General features: G+C 68.0%; 18 protein-coding genes and 1 pseudogene. 7 read left to right on the forward strand and 12 right to left on the reverse strand.

The genetic code is table 11. The features are described 5' to 3' along the window. Positions 1 to 75: 75 nt before the first annotated feature. Together ntrC and ASE10_RS18765 are read right to left on the reverse strand one after the other, a co-directional pair. Complete coding sequence (gene ntrC, locus ASE10_RS18760; RefSeq protein WP_055905215.1) at positions 76 to 1,491, reverse strand: nitrogen regulation protein NR(I); 1,416 nt, start codon at positions 1,489 to 1,491, stop codon at positions 76 to 78. Further along, positions 1,488 to 2,546: an ATP-binding protein gene (locus ASE10_RS18765; protein ID WP_055905218.1), complete on the reverse strand. Its 1,059-nt coding sequence runs from the start codon at positions 2,544 to 2,546 to the stop codon at positions 1,488 to 1,490. Before ASE10_RS18765 ends, ntrC begins: the two co-directional genes overlap by 4 nt. 217 nt (positions 2,547 to 2,763) lie before the next feature. On the opposite strand from ASE10_RS18765, the gene ASE10_RS18770 reads away from it, so the two are divergent. After that, the gene (locus ASE10_RS18770; protein ID WP_055905221.1) at positions 2,764 to 4,080 is read left to right on the forward strand and encodes a chloride channel protein; all 1,317 of its coding nucleotides are present in this window, start codon (positions 2,764 to 2,766) and stop codon (positions 4,078 to 4,080) included. Between the two features lie 102 nt (positions 4,081 to 4,182). Here ASE10_RS18770 and ASE10_RS18775 read toward each other — a convergent pair whose 3' ends face one another. Next, on the reverse strand, positions 4,183 to 4,497 hold the full coding sequence (locus tag ASE10_RS18775; RefSeq protein ID WP_157481114.1) for a hypothetical protein: 315 nt from the start codon (positions 4,495 to 4,497) through the stop codon (positions 4,183 to 4,185). Positions 4,498 to 4,820: 323 nt separating this feature from the next. After that, on the reverse strand, positions 4,821 to 5,849 hold the full coding sequence (locus ASE10_RS18780; protein WP_056101191.1) for an SDR family oxidoreductase: 1,029 nt from the start codon (positions 5,847 to 5,849) through the stop codon (positions 4,821 to 4,823). 110 nt (positions 5,850 to 5,959) lie between these two features. On the opposite strand from ASE10_RS18780, the gene ASE10_RS18785 reads away from it, so the two are divergent. The 5 genes from ASE10_RS18785 to ASE10_RS18800 all read left to right on the forward strand — a co-directional run bounded on the left by ASE10_RS18785 (position 5,960) and on the right by ASE10_RS18800 (position 10,811). Then, entirely contained in the window at positions 5,960 to 6,601 is a 642-nt protein-coding gene (locus ASE10_RS18785; protein WP_056306161.1) for a TetR/AcrR family transcriptional regulator, read from the forward strand. 299 nt (positions 6,602 to 6,900) lie between these two features. Further along, entirely contained in the window at positions 6,901 to 7,308 is a 408-nt protein-coding gene (locus tag ASE10_RS20465; RefSeq protein ID WP_156087708.1) for a hypothetical protein, read from the forward strand. Positions 7,309 to 7,822: 514 nt separating this feature from the next. Next, a complete protein-coding gene (locus ASE10_RS18790; protein ID WP_055905234.1) occupies positions 7,823 to 8,203 on the forward strand; it encodes a BlaI/MecI/CopY family transcriptional regulator in 381 nt (126 codons plus the stop codon). Positions 8,204 to 8,214: 11 nt separating this feature from the next. Next, positions 8,215 to 9,435, forward strand: a complete 1,221-nt coding sequence (locus ASE10_RS18795; protein ID WP_157481116.1) for a M56 family metallopeptidase — start codon at positions 8,215 to 8,217, stop codon at positions 9,433 to 9,435. 68 nt (positions 9,436 to 9,503) lie between these two features. Continuing rightward, the gene (locus tag ASE10_RS18800; protein ID WP_082586147.1) at positions 9,504 to 10,811 is read left to right on the forward strand and encodes a hypothetical protein; all 1,308 of its coding nucleotides are present in this window, start codon (positions 9,504 to 9,506) and stop codon (positions 10,809 to 10,811) included. Between the two features lie 66 nt (positions 10,812 to 10,877). On the opposite strand, the gene ASE10_RS18805 is transcribed toward ASE10_RS18800, so the two are convergent. From ASE10_RS18805 to ASE10_RS18820, 4 genes are all read right to left on the reverse strand, one after another. Further along, positions 10,878 to 11,267, reverse strand: a complete 390-nt coding sequence (locus ASE10_RS18805) for a VOC family protein (RefSeq protein ID WP_056101204.1) — start codon at positions 11,265 to 11,267, stop codon at positions 10,878 to 10,880. A gap of 254 nt (positions 11,268 to 11,521) precedes the next feature. Next, positions 11,522 to 11,755: a hypothetical protein gene (locus ASE10_RS18810; protein ID WP_056306165.1), complete on the reverse strand. Its 234-nt coding sequence runs from the start codon at positions 11,753 to 11,755 to the stop codon at positions 11,522 to 11,524. A gap of 90 nt (positions 11,756 to 11,845) precedes the next feature. Continuing rightward, entirely contained in the window at positions 11,846 to 13,003 is a 1,158-nt protein-coding gene (locus tag ASE10_RS18815; RefSeq protein ID WP_056306167.1) for an efflux RND transporter periplasmic adaptor subunit, read from the reverse strand. Beyond that, entirely contained in the window at positions 13,000 to 16,209 is a 3,210-nt protein-coding gene (locus ASE10_RS18820) for an efflux RND transporter permease subunit (protein ID WP_082586148.1), read from the reverse strand. Before ASE10_RS18820 ends, ASE10_RS18815 begins: the two co-directional genes overlap by 4 nt. Before the next feature lie 241 nt (positions 16,210 to 16,450). Between ASE10_RS18820 and ASE10_RS18825 the strand changes: the two genes are divergently transcribed. Next, positions 16,451 to 17,386 carry an AraC family transcriptional regulator gene (locus tag ASE10_RS18825; RefSeq protein ID WP_056306169.1) on the forward strand — a complete coding sequence of 312 codons (936 nt, stop codon included), beginning with the start codon at positions 16,451 to 16,453 and terminating at the stop codon, positions 17,384 to 17,386. A gap of 9 nt (positions 17,387 to 17,395) precedes the next feature. On the opposite strand, the gene ASE10_RS18830 is transcribed toward ASE10_RS18825, so the two are convergent. The 4 genes and pseudogenes from ASE10_RS18830 to ASE10_RS18845 form a co-directional block, all read right to left on the reverse strand. Then, positions 17,396 to 17,755 carry a VOC family protein gene (locus ASE10_RS18830; RefSeq protein ID WP_055905251.1) on the reverse strand — a complete coding sequence of 120 codons (360 nt, stop codon included), beginning with the start codon at positions 17,753 to 17,755 and terminating at the stop codon, positions 17,396 to 17,398. A gap of 24 nt (positions 17,756 to 17,779) precedes the next feature. Next, the gene (locus ASE10_RS18835) at positions 17,780 to 18,640 is read right to left on the reverse strand and encodes an AraC family transcriptional regulator (protein ID WP_056306171.1); all 861 of its coding nucleotides are present in this window, start codon (positions 18,638 to 18,640) and stop codon (positions 17,780 to 17,782) included. Positions 18,641 to 18,920: 280 nt separating this feature from the next. Then, positions 18,921 to 20,195 (reverse strand): annotated as a pseudogene (locus tag ASE10_RS18840) (ammonium transporter); the annotation flags it as partial. A gap of 133 nt (positions 20,196 to 20,328) precedes the next feature. Then, entirely contained in the window at positions 20,329 to 20,667 is a 339-nt protein-coding gene (locus ASE10_RS18845) for a P-II family nitrogen regulator (protein ID WP_055905257.1), read from the reverse strand.

Consider the following 20,667-nt stretch of genomic DNA (forward strand, 5'->3'; position numbering starts at 1 on the left):
GCGGGCGGCGAGAGGGAAAGAGAAGGGGAAGCGGAAGCGCCACGCTAGCGCGGCAGCGGTTCAGTGCTGGTGAAACTAGCTGCGCTTGCGGCCGGAGCCGAGCTTGCGGGTCAGCGTGTTGCGGCCCAGGCCCAGGCGCGCGGCGGCTTCGCTGCGGCGGCCGCCGGTGTGTTCCAGCGCGGCCTCCAGCAAGGCGCGGTCGAAGCGTTCGCGCGCATGAGCATGGATGTCCTGCGCGCCCTCCGACAGTCGCACCCGCGCCCACGCGGCCAGGCGCGCGTCCCAGTCGTCGTCGGTGCGCGCGGCGGCGCTGGCGCTCAGGACTTCGTCCAGGTCGGCGCGGGCGATGCTGTCGCCGGGCGCGAGCGCGGCCAGGCGCCAGCACACGTTCTCCAGTTCGCGTACGTTGCCGGGCCAGTCGTGCGCCTGCAGGCGCTCCAGGGCCGCCTTCGACAAGCGCTTCGGTGCGGCCGCGAACTTGGCCGCCGCGGCGGCGAGGAATCGCTCGGCGAGCTGGCCGATGTCGGCGCGGCGCTCGCGCAGCTGCGGCAGGCGCAGCCGCACCACGTCGAGCCGGTGCAGCAGGTCGGCGCGGAAGCGGCCTTCGCCTACCAGCGTTTCCAGGTCCTGATGGGTGGCCGCCACCACGCGCACATCGACTCGGATCAACTCGCGGCCGCCGACGCGGAAGAATTCGCCCTCGGCCAGTACGCGCAGCAGCCGCGTCTGCAGCGGCAGCGGCATGTCGCCGATTTCGTCCAGGAACAAGGTACCGCCGTCGGCCTGTTCGAAGCGGCCGATGTGGCGACGCTGCGCGCCGGTGAAGGCGCCGGCTTCGTGGCCGAACAGTTCGCTTTCCAGCAGCTCGGCCGGAATCGCGGCGGTGTTGAGCGCGACGAAGGGCCGCAGCGCGCGCGGCGACTCGCGGTGCAGCGCACGCGCGACCAGCTCCTTGCCGGTGCCGGTCTCGCCGGTGATCAGCACCGACAACGGCGCCTGCGCCAGCCGGCCGATGGCGCGGAACAAGGTGCGCATGGCCGGGGTGTCGCCGATCAGCGCATCGGCCGCGGCCGCATCGGCGGCTGCGGCGACCGGCTCGGGCGCGCCGCGTTCGGCGCCGAGCGCGCGCGCGGCCAGGGCGACCGCATCGTCGAGATCGAAGGGTTTGGACAGGAATTCGTGGGCGCCGCCGCGGAACGCGCCGGCGGTGCTGGCGACATCGGTGTAGGCGCTCATCACGATCACCGGCAGGCGCGGCGCCGCGGCCTTGAGCTTGTCGAGCAGGACCAGACCGTCGTCGCCGGGCATGCGCACGTCGGTGAACAACAGCTCGGGCGCACCGCGCTGGGCCAGCGCGTCGAGCGCGTCGTGCGCGTTCTCGAAACCATCGACGGCGTAGCCGGCCTCGCGCAGCGCGGTGGCCAGCACGAAGCGCACGCTGCGATCGTCGTCGACCACCCAGACCCGTGCGGGCGCGGACGTGGCGTTCATGCGGACGGCGTCTCCTCTTCGATCGGCATCGGCAACAGCAAAGTGAACACGGTGTGGCCCGGACGCGAGCGGTAGGCCAGCGAGCCGCGGTGTTCGCGCGCGACCTGCTGCGCCAACGCAAGCCCGAGGCCGCTGCCCTCGGCACGGCCGGACACCAGCGGCAGGAACAACTGCTCGGTGAGTTCTTCCGGCACGCCGCGGCCGTCGTCGGCGATGTCCAGGCGCAACGCGATCGCATGCGCGGCGTCGGCAATGCGCACGCCATGCTCGGCGCGGGTGCGCAGGGTGACCTGGGTCGCGCCGGCTTCGATCGCGTTGCGCACCAGATTCCACACCGCCTGCATCAGGCGGTCGGCGTCGCCGGCGAACTCCGGCAGGCTGGGGTCGTAGTCGCGCACCAGGCGCACCGCCCAGCCGGCCTCGCTTTCGGCTAGGCGCAGCACGCGTTCGAGCACGGCGTGAATGTTCAGGGCCGCATGCGCGCGCGGCGGCGCCGGGGTCAGCAGTTGATCGAGCAGCGCGGTGAGGCGGTCGACTTCGCTGCCGATCAGGCCGACCAGCTCGCGCGAATCGCCGTTGCCGTTGCCGTGGTCGAGCCGGCGCGCCAGCAACTGGGCCGCACCCTTGACCCCGGCCAGCGGGTTACGCAGCTCGTGCGCCAGCCCCTTGAGCGAAGCCGACAGCGCCGACGGCAGCAGCAGCGCCGGATCGTCGCCAGGGAATTCATCGACCGGATGCACTTCCAGCAACCAGCCGCCGTCGTCGAGCCGGCTCAGCCACAGATCGGCGAAGCGCTCCTCGCCGTCGGCGTAACGCAACCGGGCCCGGCGCAGGCGCAGCGACTCGTCCATCGTGGTGCGGGCCAGGGCCGCGGCCAAGCGCCCGTCGCCCGCATCCAGACCGGCCAAAGGCCAGCCCGGCAAGCGCCGCACGCTGACCCCGAGCCAGCGCGAGAACGCCGCATTGCAGCCCAGAATCGCCCCGCCGGCATCGCTCCAGGCGAGCGGCGTGGTCAGGCTGTCCAGAGCCGGCGGCGGGATGGAGTCGGGGGGCATTGCACCATCTTAGTGCAAATTTGAGGCGGCTCGGCGGGGCGGGGCGGGCCCGGCGACGTTGGGCAGAATCGCAATGTTCGTACGTTTTGTACCAACCATGCGATTTCTGGATTTGCCGGCCTGACCCTATCGATTATCCGACATTGGCATCATCTGGACGATCGATCCCCTGGGATTCTCTAGGGAATAGGTAGGCAGTGTTAGTTAGAATGTAACGATGCTGAGCGAAAGCGCGAAACGCCGTATCCACGGCTTCCTGTCCGGTGAAGCCTGGAAGCGCCGGATCGCGTTGTGGAGCGGCGCCGTCGCGGTGGCCCTCGTAGCGATTGTCTTTGCCAAGCTCGGCGACGCTGCCAGCCGCTTGTTCGCCTCGGCGCTGGCATTCTCGCCTTACTGGGCACTGGTGGTCACGCCGGCGGTGTTCGCGCTGCTGGCTTGGGTCGCCCGCGGTAGCCTCAAGGGCACTCGCGGCAGTGGCATTCCCCAAGTCATCGCCGCGGTGCAGTCGCGCGATCACGGATTGCGCGAAGGCTGGCTCTCGCTCAAGGTCGTGACCGGCAAGTTGCTGCTGACCGTGGCAGCCCTGGCCGGCGGCGCCTCCATCGGTCGCGAAGGGCCGACCGTGCACATCGGCGCCGGTATCATGCATGCGGTCGGTCGCGTCATGGGTTATCGCGATCCGTACCAGATGTCCCGCTTCCTACTCGCCGGCGGCGCGGCCGGTATCGCCGCGGCGTTCAATACACCGTTGGCCGGGGTGGTATTCGCGATCGAAGAGCTCAGCGGCACCTTCGAGCACCACTTCTCCGGTGTTCTGCTGACCGCGGTGATCGCCGCCGGCGTGGTCTCGCTGGGACTTATGGGCAACTACGCCTACTTCGGTCATGCCAACGTCGCGTTGCCCTTCGGCACGGGTTGGTGGGCGATTGCGCTCTGCGGCGTAACTTGCGGGTTGCTCGGTGGCGCGTTCGCGCGCCTGATCGTGGCGGCAGGAGCCGCGCGTCCGCGGTGGCTTTTCGACCAACGAGCCCGCTCGCCCGTACTGTTCGCCGCATGCTGCGGCCTGACCTTGGCGTTGCTCGGGCTGTGGCTGGGTAAGGGCATGTTTGGTACCGGCTACGAGCAGGCACGTGAGCTATTGCAGTCCGACCACGCGACGGGCGGCCTGTTCGGCGCGGGCAAGCTCGCCGCCAATTTGGCATCAAGCCTCGCCGGCATTCCCGGCGGCTTGTTCGCACCCGCATTGGCGGTCGGTGCAGGCCTGGGCGATAACCTGTCTGCACTCGCGCCCTCGGCGCCGCACCAAGCGGTGATCTTGCTGGGCATGTGCGGCTACCTCGCCGGACTAACGCAAGCGCCGCTGACTTCGGCGGTAATCTGCATGGAAATGACCGACAACCGCGAACTGATGCTGCCGGTGCTGGCGACGGTACTTCTTGCGCGTGCATGCTCGGCGCTGGTCTGCCACACGCCCATCTATAAGGCACTGGCAGCCCAACTCATCGAGCCAGACGGCAGAAACGGCACGGGGTAGAGCCCGACTGCAGCCCTGCGATGTCAAGCTGCAAGCTGACGGCCGAAGCCGACATTCGCAACATCTCATCTTTCCGTCGAACTCCCGGCGATGGGCGAAGTGTCACTCCTCAAAAGGTCGCAAAACGACCGACCTGGCGAATAATGCCCCCGCCTCGTGCACCTGTCGACGTAAGGAGGCGCTGCCCAGGACATCCACGTTGGCCTCGATCCCTTGCTCGCGCAACAGCGAGGCGACCGTTTCCGCCCGCTGTCGCGCCAGCGCCGCGCTTCCACCTGAGCCCGTGACCCGCAACCGATTCACTCGCCATCGGTTGGCGGCCCAGACCGCAATCTCAACTTTGTCCTGCGCTGCCGGCTCCAACTTTGCGCTGTCATCGGCGAACCCAATCACAGGCATCGATCGCAAGGCAGGCATGCGCTCACCTATGCCAAGTCTAGCTTTCCGCCCTCTTTCGTTGGTTCGTCGTTGGCTGCATCCTGGCCTGATCGATCCAGCGCTTGCACGATCCCTCCCTCCGCTCGTACCGCGTCGAGAAATCCGCGCCCCCATTGGGCCAGATCGTGATGCCGGACGATGTCGAACAATTCGGCCAAGCGCGAAGGCGTAGTAAACATCGCTCGGTGCTCCAACGCGACATCGGACCGGGGTCTGTGGCCCGCCGTGGAGGTCTCGTACCGGACGAGCCCGCGGAAAGAATGCGGAAAGAGTTGCAGACGCTGTGACGGTCCAGCCGGGCGTCAAAACCAACCGTGGCTGCGATACCAAGCGACGGTGTCGGCCACGGTTTGTTCGAGTGGCCTGAACTTCAGGGCCAGTTCGCGTTCGCTCTTGGCGTGGTCGAAGTTGGTGCGCCCGGCTTCCTTGACCATCAACCGCACCGTGGCGAGGCTGAGCAGGATGGGCCGGCCGCTGATGCGCGCATAGATTTCCTGCACCGCCGCCAGGGCGTACAGCAGCGGCAGGGGCAAGTCGCGCGTCGGCGTTTTGACGTCGGCAATCCGGCCCAGCACGGGAACGAGTTCCCGCATCGTCATATGCCGGCCGGCGGCTAGATACCGTTCGGCGCGCCTGCCGCGCATCGCCGCTGCGATATGGGCCTGCGCCACGTCGCGCGCGTCGACCACCGAAAAGCTGCCGGGCACCAGCCCGGGCAGTTTGCCCAGCGCCACATCGTTGACGAATTGGCCCGAGGAGGTGGGGCCGATGTCGGCCGGCCCCCACATCCAGCCGGGCAGCACCAGGCTCGCGTGCATATCCGGGTGCAGCGCCAAAAAGCGCAGCACGGCTTGATCGGCCAATATCTTGCTGCGGTAGTAGTCGTCGGCATCGCCCAGTTCGCGCAGGCAGGTTTCGTCGATCGGCGTGCCCGGCGCGCCATTGAGCACGCCGATCGACGAGGTCTGGACGAACCGGCGCACGCCGGCGGCGTAAGCGCGTTCAATCAACGATTCGGTCCCGTCCACGTTGATGCGTTTGAGCTGCTTCCAGTGGCTGCCGCCCTTGTAGTTGTCGCGAAAGAAGGCCGCCGTGTGGAACACGACATCGCTGCCGTGCAGTGCGGCGACGAAAGCGGGTACATCGGCCATGTCGCCCAGGACGAGTTCGACCCCCGCCAACCCAGCGAATTGTTGCTCGCCCTTGGCCAGGGAGCGGACCAGTGCCTTGACCTGGACGCCCTGCCGGACCAACTCGCGCACGAGGTTGTTGCCGAGCAGGCCGGTCGCGCCGGTGACGAACGCGGACTTCAGTTGGGGAGCGCTTTGCATGGCAGGTGAAATTCAAAATTCGATTGAAATTTAATCTGCCTGGAATGATTTTGGATGTCAAGCGATATCTGAGTTGCAGGTGATCGGCAATTCGTGTGATCTTTGGCGCCATGAGCGAACCCACGCCCAAAAAGCGGCTGAGCCGCGAGGAAAGCCAGGCGCAGACCCGCGCGCGCCTGATCGAAACCGCGCGGCAGCTGTTCGTCGCGAACGGTTACGCAGGCACCTCGATCCGCGACATCGCCGACCGGGCGGGTTATTCACAGGGCGCCTTCTACTCGAACTTCGCCAGCAAGGAGGAAGTCCTTCTGGAGTTGCTGCGAGGTCACATGGAGGCCGAAGCCGCGCAACTTTCCGAGCTCATGGACGGCGGCGGGCGCGCGCCCGAGCGGATATTCGGCGAGCTCGAGTCCTGGGCCGCCACCCTTAACCGCGACGTCAGCTGGTGCGTGCTGTCGATCGAACTGCAGTTGCACGCCAAGCGCAGCCCGACCTTCGCCGATAAGTACCAGCGTGTCTGGGATGCGCACCGGGCCGGGCTCGGCGGCGTGATCGGCAGGTTGTTCGCCGCCCTCGGGCGCCGGCTGCCGGCCGAACCCGAGAAGCTGGCGGCGGCCTTCATGGCCTTGGCTCACGGCTCGGCGCTGCAAGGCGCGGGGGCGCGGCCCGATCCGTCGGGAGAGTTGATCCTGCTATTTCTGCGCGGGCTGATCGCGAACGCCGAACCGGTCGACAGCGCGCCGGCCGCCTAGCCCGAGCGCGATTGATCTGGCTGCGCCTGATGTTGTGCGGCGGCGCATCAGCAACCGTTGCCGGGCACCCAAAATTTTGGCGGTGGTATGTTTTTGGCCATCGTAGAAGCGGGAGCACCCAGATGGCTCGAATCCTTGTCGGAACGGCGAGCTGGGCCGATCCTAGCCTGGTCAAGACGAAGCGCTCCTATCCGAAGGATGTTCCTCAGCCGAGGCCGCTTCGCGGCTCGGCTCATTTCATCAGCGAGCGGTGAAACTCAAGGTGGCCCAATCGCGCATGGCTTAAGGTCACACACAATATGAAAGCCCGCCTGGCTCTACTTGCCTTCTTGATCTTCATTGCTGGATGCAGCCCACGGCCAGCCGTGGATCAAGTCACTATCAAGCTGCATGGTCAGAAACCTAATGAGGTTGTAGCGCTCATCGAAGGGAAGCTGTTAGCACATGGTTTCAACAGAACAGGCGCCAGTCAGCCCGGTCGCCCAGGCTTGCTGGAAGTCTATTCTTATGAGAGTGGACGAGAGACGTACGCGAACGTGTATGTCAATTCGCCACGCTGTGTAGGGTTTGTAACCTTGGTCGATCTGGATACGAAGGATCGGACATTCGCAAAGGCTGTTTTCTTGGACGTGATGACGGTCTTAAAGAAGGACAGGGCCTTCTCTTTCACCATTGGCGAGTGCTCGAATCCACCTCAATCAATGTGATACGGTGACGTCTGACCGTCGCGAAAATTTAGCAGAGCAAACCGCCAAAGCCCTGCTCCTGGCTTGCTCTCCACAGCGGATGAGGTGCTCAAGCCGAAGCCGCTTCGCGGCTCGGCTTGAGGGCTGTACGTCAGCCCCGCTTACCAACCATGTGATTCTGTCCAACTGCGCGCTCGGGGCCTCGTCAATTGAAGGGGGGCGAGGGTCGCAAGCATGCCAACGACGGGGCACTCCCGGCATCGCCCATGCATCAACCCTCGCGCCGCACTGCCCGCCACGACGAGTGGATGGCCGCATCGGCGAAATCGGCGGCTTCATGCCACGCGTCTGCTATCGGCACTTCGCCTGCGGTCCGATCGAATCGACTGCGACGCCACGGGCTCGTCGGCGCAGAACCGCATGTGCGATCCATGCGCCGGCCCCCATCCGATACCGACGGACGCGGCGCCGAAGGAGGCGGCGCACGGCAAACTCACGCCTTGTTTTGCGATCGTGGTCGTCGCATCCTGACACGGTGAAGAAATCGCCCCCCACCGCCGCCGAACTCGCCATCCTGCGCATCCTGTGGCGGGACGGGCCCGCGACGGTGAAGCAGGTGCATGAGGCGGTGTATGCCGGCACCGACACCGGCTACACCAGCGCCCTGAAGATCCTGCAGAACATGCTGGCCAAAGGCCTGGTCTCGCGCGATGCCGATGCGCGCCAGCACGTTTACAAGGCTTCGGTCTCCGAGCGCCCCACCCTCAACCGCCTGGTGCGTGGGTGGATGGACAGCGCGTTCTCCGGATCTTCGCTGGCCCTGGCCATGCAGGCGCTCGATGCGCGTCCGATCGATCAGAAAGAGTTGGCGGAGTTGAAAGCCGTGATCAAGCGGCTCGAAGCCGATACGGACTGACGGTGGCCTCGGTGACGCTGGCCTATGTCTTCGAGCTGCTGGCGTTCGCTCTGGTCGGGACCTTGCTGCAAGGGACCCTGCTGTGGATGTCGTGGCGTTTGTTGAGCCGCGCGATTCCCGTCTCCTATCCGGTGTTGCGCTATCGCGTCGCCAGCGCGCATTTCGCGCTGCTAGCGGCCTTGCCGCTGCTGACCGTCGCATTGTTCCACCTGTTTTTCGCAGCGATGGGCGCCGAGATTTCGCGGGAGAAGCCGTCCGTCGAGCTCCCGCCCCTGGAGAGCAGCGCAGCCTACCTGAGCATGCTGGCCGGCATCGCAGCGTGCTGGTTGCTCGGCGCCGTGGTCCATTGCCTCAAGCTGCTGCGCGAGTGGGCGGGCTTGGCACGCATTGCGCGGAGCGCGGCGCCGGAAAATCTGGTCGCCGCCGTCGATCGCTTGGGCAAGAAGATCGGTGTGCGCGGCCTGGTGCAACCCTGCATAGCCGCTGTCGCCAGCCCGCAGGTCGTCGGGTTTCGCCGGGCGAGCTTGATGATCCCGAAGGATTTCATGACGGCGCTGCCCGCTGCGGAGCGCGACGCGATCTTGCTGCACGAGTTGGCGCACGCGCGCAGGCACGACTTCGCCTGGAATCTGATGCAGAGGTTCGGCCTGGCGCTGGTCTGGTTCCATCCCGCGGCGTGGGCGCTCTACAACAGCATGGCGCTGGAGCGGGAGGCCGTTTGCGACGCCATGGCGGTCGGCCAGGGCGCCTCGCCGAAATCGCTCGCGCAAGGCCTGTTGCGTCTCGCAGAGCGCCGCAGTGAGCACGCGATCGCCATGGCGTCCGCCAGCGGCGCCACCCTGAGCGATCGCGTACATCGGCTGCTCGCTCCCGCGGCCGCTCCAGCCTCGTTGTTGCGGCGCACGGCGATTGCGGGCGGCGTGCTAGCTCTGTTCGGCGTCGCCGCCGCGCTCGCCGAGCCCGGCCTCAACGCCGCCCGGATGCGCGAGCTGTATATCGCGAGCGGTTTCGGTCCCACGGTGGTGGTCAAGGCACGCGATCCTGCCGGCGCCTTCGGCTTGCGCATCCGCCAGGGCCGGGTCGTACAAGCCTCCATCGAACGGCAGTCCGTGCCGACGGAGCGCATCATTCAAAAGGGCGACCAAGTCATCCTGCTCGGACCGAACCGGCGCCCGGCCGTCTCGCTGCGGGTGTCCGCCAACGGCAGAATCCGCTGGGACGCGCGCGGCTAGCACTGGGCCCGATGCTGATATACGATGCGCGTCGTAGATAAATACGACAACAATCGTAGAGAGATCGAATGGACCTGCTCTCCGCCTTTTCCTGCCACCGCCTGGCCGTCGGCCTGGCCGTCCTGTTACTGCCGTCGCTGGCGCCGGCCGCTCCCGATCCGGCCGATGCGGCCCGGGTATTCGCGGAGGCCGAGGTCATCTGCCGGCGCGACGGCGGCAATCTCTGGGGGCAGTCCTTGTGCGGCCCCATCCTGTTGGTCGACTACACGGACCGATCGGTCGTGGCCAACGTCGCCGATGCGCAAGGCAAGCTCATCGCCTCCGGCAAGGTTTTCACCGGCACGCTGCCCGAGAGCGTGATCATCGCCAACACCCCCACCGAATGGTCGGGCGTGCGCTGGACTCAGCTGCTGTGGCCCTTGCCCACGGAAGAGGCGAAGCGCCATGTGCTCCTCTCGCATGAGCTGTTCCACCGCATCCAACCGGCGCTCAAGCTCACGCGCGACGAGGTCGGCAACCAACACCTCGACACGCTCGAAGGCCGCTACCTGCTGCAACTGGAATGGCGTGCATTGGCGCAGGCATTGAAAGCGCCTACACCCGCCGAGCGACGCGCAGCCGTGTCCGATGCGCAGCTGTTCCGCCATGAGCGCTATCGCCTGTTCCCGCAGGCTTCGGTCGAGGAAGGCCACCTCGAGATCAATGAGGGCGTTCCCGAGTACACCGGCGTGAGACTGGGACTGACCGATCCCCAGGCGCGCATCGCCTTCGCCGAATACGACCTGTCCGCGTTCGTGCAGGCGCCGACCTTCGTGCGCTCGTTCGCCTACGCCACCGGACCGGCATACGGCTTGCTGCTGGACGAGCACGATCCGGCATGGCGTGGAAAGCTGGGCGCCGGGCAGCGCCTCGACCAGTTGCTGAGCCTGGCGATGCAGCTGCCCGCTCCGGATTTCGCGGCCCTTAAGACCCGAGCGGCGCGCTACGACGACGGTACGCTCAGATCGTCGGAGGAATCGCGCGACAGCCAGAAACGCAAACACCTGGCGGAGCTGAAAACGCGCCTCGTGGACGGTCCGGTGCTTATCGTTCCGCTCAAGAAGACCAATCGCCAGTTCAACCCGCAAACCCTGCAACCGCTGGGCGAGTTGGGCATGGTGTATCCGACCCTGCGATTGACCGGCGAATGGGGCGCCCTGCAGGTCGAAAGCGGCGGTGCGCTGCTCACCCAGACGCAGGCGACGGTCTCCACCGACGGCGTGAACCCGTCCGCGACCGAAGGCGACGGATGGCGGCTCGATCTCAAGCCGGGTTGGTCGGTGCGGCCGGGCGATCGAGCCGGCGACCTGATCGTGGTGCAAACGCCCAGCCAGTAATTCAGCGGGCGGAACTCCGAGCGTCGCCGGAGTTCCGCCACGGTGGAAGACCGGACTAATCCCTGGTCAGGTCGCAGACAGCGCACTGACCATGACGTAATAGCCGTCGGGATCGCGCAGCGCGAACTCCTCGGTGCCGGTGCTCGGATTCACGCTGGGCTCCTCTTCCAGCACCGGAACCAGCGCCCGCGCCCGGGACAAGGCCTCGGCGAAATCATCGACGCGGAAAAACAAAAGCAAGCCGTTGCCTGGCGTGGCGGAATCGGGGCTGGTCAGCGAAGGATGCTCGTGGGAACCCCACGCGTGCAGGCAGAGCAGGACCGTTCCGTCCGAGTCGAGAATCTGCCCGAAGTAGGTATGGCCGGGAGCCGACGCCGGTATGCCCAGCAGCGACTGGTACCACTTGAAACTGGCAGCCACATCGCTGACGCCGATAATCGTCCAGGTGCGCTTCATGGGGCCTCCTGTGGTCCGACTGCGGTTCGAGCTTGGACGTCGCCCAGCTTATGCCACTTTTGTGATCGTCTGTTGAAACGCCGTGGCCGTGCGCTGAAGCGCACTATCCGGTCTGGCGAATCTCTGGGCCCCGGCGATCCGGCCGCAGCCGCACCGGTCGTTCCCGTCCCGGCAGCGCCCGCTCGACGGTGCCGCCGGCGAGGTCCGCGCGCGGCGAAGCGCAGTCGAAGTTGTCGGCCGATGCGCGGCGCAGGTCAGACCCGATCGACGACTCCGCTCACGCCGGCGTGCTTGGCGCAGTGCGCGCAGCAATAGAACGCACTGCCGCTTTCGATGCCGTGGCCGATGATGGGGCAATGGCAGTGCGCGCAACGCGGTGCCAGTGCGTAGATCGCGCATTCGAACGAGTCGAACGTGCCGCTGCGTCCGCCCATGTCCACCCGGAAGGCCTTGTCGTAGTCGTTGCCGCAAACGTCGCAGATCGCCATGGCATGCTCCCATTTGCCGTAGTCCTGCGATCGACCCTACGCGCCGCCGGGTTAAGCGCCGCTGCTGCGGGTGTTAGCGCCGCGTGTACGTCAGGACTTGCGCGGCTCCGTCGGCGGCTTCACCCGCACTTTGTTTCCCTCGGCCAGCAGGGCGTTAGGCGCCTGAACCACGGTGTCGCCGGGGCCCAGGCCGGAGACGATCTCGATCTCGCTGCCCAGATTGCGGCCCAGCGCGACGGCACGGAATTCCAGGGTCGAATCCTTGCGCACGCAGGCCACGCGCGGGCCGGCGCCGCCCTGGATCACCGCCGAGATCGGCACCAGCACCGCGGGCGCGGCGCGCGGCACCTTCAGCCGCACTTCGCCGACCATGCCGGCGGGGATGCGGCCGTCGGCGTTGGGCAGGCGCAGTTCCACGCGCATCGATCCCAGGTCGCGCGACAGGCTCTGCGCGCTGCGCGCGACTTCGGCCTGGAAGCTCTCGCCCGGCAACTCCGGGAAGCGCACCTCCGCCTGCAGGCCGGCATGCACTTGCAATGCGGCGCTCTGCGGCACGTCGACCACGATCCGCAGCGGGTCCAGCGCGTTGATCTCGAACATGGGCGCGGCCGAGGCGGCCGAATCGGCGACCACGCGGTCGCCGCGCTCGACGTTGCGCGCCGCGACCACGCCGGCGAACGGCGCACGCACGCTCTGGAACGCGCTGCGTTCGCGTGCGCTGGTCAGGCGCGCCTCCGCGGCGGCGCGCGCGGCGGCGGCGGCATCGCGGTTGGCCTTGCGGTCGCTGTACATCTCCTTGGAGATCGCACCGGAGCCGACCAGCACCTGGGCGCGGTCGTAGTTGACCTGGGCCAGTTCCTGATCGGCGCTGGCCTGGTTCAGATCGGCGACGGCCTCGCGCACGGCCTGATCGACTTCGGGCGCGGAGATCGTCGCCAGCACTTGCCCGGCGACGACGCGATCGCCCAGATCGGCCTGGCGCTCGCGCACGAAGCCGGTGGCGCGGGCGTAGATCTGCGCGGATTCGCCGGCGTAGGCGCGCGCCGGCAGGCGCAGTTCGAGTTCGCCGTCGGCGGCCTTGGCAGCCACGGTCAGCACTTCGGGCAAGGCGCTGGCCGGAGCGGTCTCGGCGTCGCTGCGGCCGCAGGCGGCGAGCGCGGCGACGACGAGCGCGAGGCCCAGCGCCAGCGCGCCGCGGGACATCAAACGAATGCGGTTGCTGCGGAAATTCATGGCACTGACCTTCATGGCGTCGCTCCTGCCCCGGCGGTGCCGGCGGCGGCTGTGGATTCGGCGTTCGCGTGTCGCGCGGCGCGCCGTTTGATGTAACGGCCGAGCACGGCCAGGATCGAGGGCACCAGCACCAGGGTGGCCGGGGTGCCGAACAGCAGGCCGCCGATCACCGCGCGGCCCAGCGGCGCGTTCTGTTCGCCGCCCTCGCCCAGGCCGATCGCCATCGGCACGATGCCCAGCACCATCGCGCTGGCGGTCATCAGCACCGGACGCAGACGCACTGCGGCGGATTCGTAGGCGGCCAGCTCCGGGTCGTGACCTTCGGCGATCAGGCCGCGGGCGAAGCTGGTGACCAGCACACTGTTCGCGGTGGACACGCCGATCACCATCATCACGCCCATCAGCGCCGGCACGCTCAGCGGCGTACCGGTGACGAACAGGCCGACCGCGGCGCCGGCGATCGCGACCGGCAGGCCGGACATCGCCACCAGCGGCTGGATCCAGGACTGGAAGTTCACCACCAGCACCAGGAACACCAGCACCGCCGACATCAGCAGGCCTGCGGCGAGTTCGCCGTAGGCGCTCTGCATCTCGCCGGCCTGGCCCGCGATCTCGATGCGGTTGCCGGGCTTGAGGCGGCCTTCCATCTCGTGGGTGATCGCGGTCAGGCGATCGTAGACCGAACCAAGATCGGTGCCCTGCACATTGGCGAGCACGCTGATGGTCGGCGCCAGGGTGGTGCGGCCGATGCTGGCCGGCACCGTGCGCGGCGTGACCGTGGCGATGCTGCGCAACAGCACCGCCTGACCGTTGGGACCGATCCGCAGCGGCATGTTGAGCAGGGTGTCGATGTCGCCCAGGCGCGCCGGCGGCGCCTGCACCTGCACGGTGTAAGCGATCGCGTTGACGGTGTCGGTCCAGTACACCGGCGACACCGTGCCGGCCGAGCCCAGCACCGCAAGCACGGCACGGCTGGCCTGCTGGGTGTCCAGGCCAAGTTGGGCGGCGCGGGTACGGTCGATCCTGACCTGATACTCGGGCAGGTCCAGCACCTGGCGCAGGGCGATGTCGACCGCGCCGGGCACCTGCTGCAGGCGCGTCTCGATCTCGCGCGCCAGCGCCAGGTTGCCGGCGTTGTCGCGGCCGATCAGGCGCACTTCGAACGCGGCCGCGGCCGAACCGGCCAGGGTGCGGCTGGTCGCGTCCGGCGGACGCTCGAATACTTTCACCTCGGGGAATTTCTGCGCGATGCGTTCGCGCAGTTGCTTCAGGTACAGGCGACTGGGCGCATGCGGCGAACGCAGCTGCAGCATCACCTCGGCCTCGAACGAACCGACCACGGCGCTGTCGACCAGCGAAAGATTGATCGCGTCGGGCACGCCGATCTGTTCGTAGACGGTCTGCAGCTCCTGCGGCGGGATGATGCTGCGGATCTCGCGCTGGATCTGGGTCACGCGCGCCGCGGTTTCCTCCAGGCGCATGCCCGAGGGCATCCGCACCTGCAGGCGCAGCTGGCCGGCGTCGACCTGCGGGAAGTATTCGCGCCCCAGCATCAGCGCCGAACCCGCGCCGAGCGCGACCAGCAGCAGCGCCGCCAGGGTCAGCACGCCGCCGTGATGGCCCAGCCGCACCAGCAGCGCGTGGTGGCGCTCGCGCAGGCTGTCCAGCGTGCGTTCGACGCGGTGGTTGAGCGCCAGCAGCCGCTTCTCCGGCGCCCAGCGCGGGTGCTTGCGGCTTTCGATGTCGGCCGGCAGCAGCAGGTAACACAGCACCGGGATCAGCGTGCGCGACAGCAGGAACGAGGCCGCCATGGCGAAGATCACCGCCAGCGCCAGCGGCGTGAACACCCAGGCCGACAGGCCGGTCATCAGCAGGATCGGCGTCAGCACGATGCAGATCGCGACCGTGGACACGAACTCCGGGAACACCACCTCGCGCGCGCTGTCGAGGATCGCGGTGCGCACGTCCTTGCCCAGGGCGATGTTGCGGTTGGTGTTCTCGACGTCGACCACCGCGTTGTCGACCAGGATGCCGATCGCCAGCGCCAGGCCGCCCAGGGTCATCACGTTGAAGGTGTAGCCCAACAGGTGCAGCATCGCCACCGAGGCCAGCAGCGCCAGCGGGATCGCCGACAGCACGATCAGGCTGGAGCGCCAGGAGCCGATGAACACCAGCACCACCAGGGCCACCAGCAGGCCGACCAGCAAGGCTTCGTGCTGGATCGAGCCGATCGCGTTGTCGACGAATACCGACTGGTCGAAGATCGGCGCGATGCGCATGCCCGGCGGCGCCGAGGCTTCGATCTCGGGCAGGCGTTCGCGCACCGCGCGCACTATCTCGACCGCGGACGCGCCGCCGAGCTTGATCAGCGCCACCGACACCGCACTGGAACCGTCCATGCGCGCGACGTTGGTCTGCAGCGCGCCGCCGTCGCGCACCGAGGCGACGTCGCGCACGTAGATCACGCTGCCGTTGCGCGCGGCCACCGGCAGGTCGAGGAACTCGGCCGCGGTCGCCGGGCTGGTGTCCAGCGAGATCTGCAGCTCGCGCGCGCCCTCGCGGATCGCGCCCGAGGGCAGGGTCGGGCTGCCGCGCTCCAGCGCCGTGGTCACGTCGCTGGGGGTGAGGCCATAGGTCTGCAAGGCCGCGGGGTCCAGGTCGACCATGATCTGCCGCGCCGCGCCGCCGTAGGGCAGGGTCATGCGGATGCCGGGGATGGTCTGGATCTGCGAACGCAGCTGCAGGCGCGCGTAGTCGTAGAGCTGGGCTTCGGTCAGCGAATCCGAGGACAGCACCAACTGCAGCACCGGCGTGCTGGACACGTTGTTGCGGATCACCAACGGCGGCGAGGTGCCGGGCGGCATGCGCCGCAGGATGGTCTGCGAGACCGCGGTGATCTGGCCCAGGGCGCGGTCCAGACTGACCGTGGGCTGGAAGTCGATGCGCACGATGCTGGCGCCGTTGATCGACTCCGAGCGCACTTCCTTGAGATCGTCGACGGTGTTGAGGATCGCCGCCTCCGAGAACGAGGTCAGCTTGGCCGCCATGTCGGCCGCCGGCAGGCCGTTATAGGTCCAGACCAGGTTGATCGAGGGAATGCCGACCTCGGGCAGGATGTCGGTCGGCATGCGCCGCGCCGACAGCGTGCCGAACAGCAGGATCAGGATGGCCAGCACGCCGATGGTGTAGCGGCGGTTGAGCGCGTATTGAACGATCCACATCGCGACGTATCCGGGTGCGAGGGAACCGCGGCCGGGCGCTGGAGGCGGGGCGCACGGGCGCCGCGCCGGGGCGGACCCGGTCGGGTCGGGGGGAGACGGCTACGTTAGGGGTTGCGGCCCCCGCCGGGTAAGTACATTGCTGCCGAATCTTTGCCCGATCCTGCAATTTGCCCATTCCGGCACGCCGAACGGCAGAATCCGCAAACATAATCGGGGTATCCCCCGTCGGATGCTGGGAGCCATGAACGCCAATACTTCCGCCGAGTCGGCCGCCCGCAACGGGTTCTGCGCCCCGCAAGCCGAGCTGGCCGACCGGATTGCCCGATCGACGGCCGACGACGGCGTCCACGCCACCGCGGTGCCGTCGCTGTACCTGATCCGTTCCAGCACCCCGACCCCCTGCAAGCCGACCCTGTACGAGCCGCGCCTGTGCATCGTCGCCCAGGGCAGCAAAGTCGCGATGCTGGCCGGCGAGACCTACCACTACGACCCGCTGAATTACCTGGTGGTGTCGGTGACCCTGCCGATGATCGGCCAGATCACCGAGGCCTCGCCGGAAAAGCCCTACCTGTGCCTGCGTCTGGACATCGACCCGGAGGAGATCGCCGCGCTGATCCTCGACGCCGGCCCGCAGGCGCCGTCGGCCGGCATCGATCGCGGCCTGTACGCCGCGCGCGTCAACGCGCCGCTGCTGGATGCGGTGCTGCGCCTGATGCGGCTGCTGGATACCCCGGCCGACCTGCCGGTGCTGGCGCCGATCGCCTTGCGCGAAATCTACTACCGGGTCCTGGTCGGCGACCTCGGCCATCGCCTGTGCGAACTGGCGATGGCCGACACCCGCTCGCACCGGATCGCGCGCGCGGTCGAGCTGCTGCGTCAGCGTTACCTGCAGCCGCTGAGCATCGACGACCTGGCGCAGTCGGTGCACATGAGCATCTCCTCGCTGCACCATCAGTTCAAAGCCGTGACCACGATGTCGCCGCTGCAGTTCCAGAAGCAGCTGCGCCTGCACGAGGCGCGACGGCTGATGCTGGTCGACGGCATCGAAGCCGGCGCGGCCGCGCACAAGGTCGGCTACGAGAGCCCCTCGCAGTTCAGCCGCGAGTACAAGCGCCTGTTCGGCGCGCCGCCGCGCTCGGAGATCGTGCAGATACGCAGCAACGCGCGGCTGGCCTGAGCCGCGCGCTCAATCCATGCACACCGCTTCGACGTTGTGGCCGTCGGGGTCGATGAGGAACGCGGCGTAGTAGCTCGGGCTGTAGTCCACGCGCAGTCCCGGCGCGCCGTTGTCGCGCCCGCCGGCCTCGACGCCCGCCGCATGGAAACGCTCGACCGCGGCGCGGTCGGGCGCGCGGAAGGCGACGTGGCTTTGTCCCTGGGCCTTGGCGTCCTCGTACAGCCACAGCGCCGGTGCGCCGTCCGGGCCGAGTCCGGCCCCGCCCTCGTAACGCGAGTCCAGGCGATGGCCGAGCGCGCCGAGCGCGGCTTCGTAGAAACGTACGCTCGCGTCGAGATCGCGAACCTTCAGGCCGATATGGTCGTACATGGCGGAACCTCCGTAGGTGGAGGCTCAGCTTGCGACGTAGGCGCGTATGCGTTCTTGGAGAATCTTGCGGTCGCCGCGCGCGGCGTGGCGGAAGCCGCGCGGCGACACGCCGGCGGCGCGGCGAAAAGTGCGGACGAAATTGGACAGGTCGGCGAAACCGCTGTCGTAGGCGACCTCGGTGATCGAACGGCGCGCGTCGGCCAGCAAGGGCACCGCGCGCCGCAGCCGCGCGCGCAGCAGGTACTGGTGCGGGGTCACGCCGAGCACCGCCGAGAACAGGCGCAGGAAGTGGAAGGCGCTCAGGCCGACGCTGGCGGCGGTACGCTCCAGATCGACCGCCTCGTGCGCATGCGCGTCCAGCCACAGCGCGGCCTCGATCGCACGCCGGCGGTCGCGCGCCTGCGCGTGCATCGCCCGCGCGTCGCGACCGCCGACCAGGCCCAGGTAGCGCTGAGCGAACAGCAGGCCGAGCTCGTCCACGCCCAGATCGCTACGCCCCTCGGCCGCGGCCTGGGCCAGTTCGCCCAGCACCATCAGTTGCGGCAACGGCGGCAGGCCCGCGGTGGTCCAGCTGGCGCTACCGCAGCGGCGCGCGCCGGCGAGTTCGTCGACCAGCTCCGGCGCGAAGTGGAACGACAGGCATTCGTCGCCGCACAGGTGGTGGTCGTGCGTGCACAGGTATTCGTCGCCGGTGCGGCCGATCAGCACCGAGCCGGCGACCAGTTCGTAGCTGCGCCCGCGGGCCTGATAACCGAAGCTGCCGCGGCGCACGTAGGCCAGCGAGTGGCGGCCGTGCTGCTCCAGGAACGGCGCGTCGTCCGGACCGGCCTGGCAGCGGTAATCGACTACCGTCAGCGGACCCTGCAGCAGCGTGGTTACGTGCATGCGCCGATGCTAGCACCGCGGGTGTTGCCGATGCGGGAAGCCCCGACCGAGGTTGGCGGCTTCCCGATCGTCTTTGCGCAGCACCTCGGAACTTCAGAATCGGCCGCGCCGACCCACCTGGAAACCCACCCCTCGCAGCAGCGGCGCGGAGTCGCGCATGGCTACGGTTCGTGCCGCTACGGCGTTTGCAGTCGGACGCGATCCGCGCCGCTGCTGCGAAGAGTCGAGCGGCGCCGGCGCCGGAGGCCGGGCCGGAGGGACGCCCCTCCGGCCCATGCGCTCAGTTCTCGTACGCGGTTTCGCCGTGCGAGGTGATGTCCAGGCCTTCGCGTTCGGATTCCTCGGCCACACGCAGGCCGACCACCAGCTTGACGAAGCCGAACGCCAGCACCGACACCAGGCCCGACCAGAGCACGGTGATCCCGACGCTCAAGGCCTGCACGCCCAACTGCGCGGCGATCGAATCGTTGCCCGCGCCCAGGCCGAAGCCGCCCAGCGACGGCGAGCTGAACACGCCGGTGAGCAGGGCGCCGATGATGCCGCCCAGGCCGTGCACGCCGAACACGTCGAGCGCATCGTCGGCACGCAGCAGGCGCTTGAGTCCGTGCACGCCCCACACGCACAAGGCGCCGGCGATCGCACCGATCGCGATCGCGCCCATCGGTCCGACCGTGCCGCAGGCCGGCGTGATCGCGACCAGACCGGCCACCACGCCCGACGCACCGCCCAGCATCGACGGTTTGCCCTTCATCACCGCCTCGACCAGGCTCCAGGCCAGCGCCGCGGCGGCGGTCGCGAGCAGGGTGTTGAGGAAGGCCAGGGCTGCGCCGGCGTTGGCTTCCAGGTTGGAGCCGGCGTTGAAGCCGAACCAGCCCACCCACAGCAGCGAGGCGCCGATCATGGTGAAGGTCACGTTGTGCGGCTTGATCGCCTCACGCCCGTAGCCCACGCGCTTGCCGACGAAATAGGCGCCGACCAGACCGGCGACGCCGGCGTTGATGTGGACCACCGTGCCGCCGGCGAAATCGATCGCGCCCTTGGCGAACAGATAGCCGTCAGGCCCGTACCAGACCATATGCGCGATCGGCAGGTAGGCGAAGGTGAACCACAGCGCCGAGAACAGCAGTACCGCCGAGAACTTGATGCGCTCGGCGAACGCGCCGACGATCAGCGCGCCGGTGATGCCGGCGAAGGTCGACTGGAAAGCGACGAACACGTACTCCGGCAGCGACACGCCGGCCGTGAAGGTCGCCGCCAACGTGTCCTTGTTGACGCCGGCCAGGAACAGTTTGTCGAAGGTGCCGATGAACGCGCCCGGGAAACCGGCGCTGCCGCCGCCGAACGCCAGGCTGTAGCCGTAGGCCACCCACAGCAGCACGATCAGCGAGAACACCGCCAGCACCTGCATCAGCACCGACAGCACGTTCTTGGAGCGCACCAGGCCGCCGTAGAACAGCGCCAGGCCGGGCACGGTCATCAACAGCACCAGCAGGGTCGAGGTCAGCATCCAGGCGACGTCGCCCTTGTCGACCACCGGCTCCGCGGCGGCGGCGGCGTCCTGCGCGCGCGCGGCGATCGGAGCCAGTACTGCGGCCAGGGGCAGCGCGCCCAGGGCCAGGGTTCGCAACGACCGCTCGCGCGAGCGGGATTTGATGGCATGGGTCTTCATGTCGGATCTCGCGTCAGGGTCACAGGGCATCGTCGTCTAGCTCTCCGGTGCGGATGCGCACCGTGCTCTCGATCGGCAGCACGATGATTTTTCCGTCGCCGACCTTGCCGGTGCGAGCGGCGTTCTGGATCGCCTCCAGCGCGGCATCGAGCAGGCCGTCGGGTACCGCGCACTCGATCTTGAGCTTGGGCAGGAAATCGACGACGTATTCGGCGCCGCGGTACAGCTCGGTGTGGCCCTTTTGCCGGCCGAAGCCCTTGACCTCGGTGACGGTGATGCCCGAAACGCCGACTTCGGTCAGCGCTTCGCGCACTTCGTCGAGCTTGAACGGCCGGATGATGGCGGTGATCAGTTTCAT

Source organism: Lysobacter sp. Root76, assembly GCF_001428685.1.
Classification (GTDB): domain Bacteria; phylum Pseudomonadota; class Gammaproteobacteria; order Xanthomonadales; family Xanthomonadaceae; genus Lysobacter.

Excerpts from the sequence above, each read along its gene's own strand:
- ntrC (WP_055905215.1), bottom strand. The coding sequence starts at position 1,491 with ATGAACGCCACGTCCGCGCCCGCACGGGTCTGGGTGGTCGACGACGAT.
- ASE10_RS18765 (WP_055905218.1), bottom strand. The coding sequence starts at position 2,546 with ATGCCCCCCGACTCCATCCCGCCGCCGGCTCTGGACAGCCTGACCACG.
- ASE10_RS18770 (WP_055905221.1), top strand. The coding sequence starts at position 2,764 with ATGCTGAGCGAAAGCGCGAAACGCCGTATCCACGGCTTCCTGTCCGGT.
- ASE10_RS18775 (WP_157481114.1), bottom strand. The coding sequence starts at position 4,497 with ATGCCTGCCTTGCGATCGATGCCTGTGATTGGGTTCGCCGATGACAGC.
- ASE10_RS18780 (WP_056101191.1), bottom strand. The coding sequence starts at position 5,849 with ATGCAAAGCGCTCCCCAACTGAAGTCCGCGTTCGTCACCGGCGCGACC.
- ASE10_RS18785 (WP_056306161.1), top strand. The coding sequence starts at position 5,960 with ATGAGCGAACCCACGCCCAAAAAGCGGCTGAGCCGCGAGGAAAGCCAG.
- ASE10_RS20465 (WP_156087708.1), top strand. The coding sequence starts at position 6,901 with ATGAAAGCCCGCCTGGCTCTACTTGCCTTCTTGATCTTCATTGCTGGA.
- ASE10_RS18800 (WP_082586147.1), top strand. The coding sequence starts at position 9,504 with ATGGACCTGCTCTCCGCCTTTTCCTGCCACCGCCTGGCCGTCGGCCTG.
- ASE10_RS18805 (WP_056101204.1), bottom strand. The coding sequence starts at position 11,267 with ATGAAGCGCACCTGGACGATTATCGGCGTCAGCGATGTGGCTGCCAGT.
- ASE10_RS18810 (WP_056306165.1), bottom strand. The coding sequence starts at position 11,755 with ATGGCGATCTGCGACGTTTGCGGCAACGACTACGACAAGGCCTTCCGG.
- ASE10_RS18815 (WP_056306167.1), bottom strand. The coding sequence starts at position 13,003 with ATGAAGGTCAGTGCCATGAATTTCCGCAGCAACCGCATTCGTTTGATG.
- ASE10_RS18820 (WP_082586148.1), bottom strand. The coding sequence starts at position 16,209 with ATGTGGATCGTTCAATACGCGCTCAACCGCCGCTACACCATCGGCGTG.
- ASE10_RS18825 (WP_056306169.1), top strand. The coding sequence starts at position 16,451 with ATGAACGCCAATACTTCCGCCGAGTCGGCCGCCCGCAACGGGTTCTGC.
- ASE10_RS18830 (WP_055905251.1), bottom strand. The coding sequence starts at position 17,755 with ATGTACGACCATATCGGCCTGAAGGTTCGCGATCTCGACGCGAGCGTA.
- ASE10_RS18835 (WP_056306171.1), bottom strand. The coding sequence starts at position 18,640 with ATGCACGTAACCACGCTGCTGCAGGGTCCGCTGACGGTAGTCGATTAC.
- ASE10_RS18845 (WP_055905257.1), bottom strand. The coding sequence starts at position 20,667 with ATGAAACTGATCACCGCCATCATCCGGCCGTTCAAGCTCGACGAAGTG.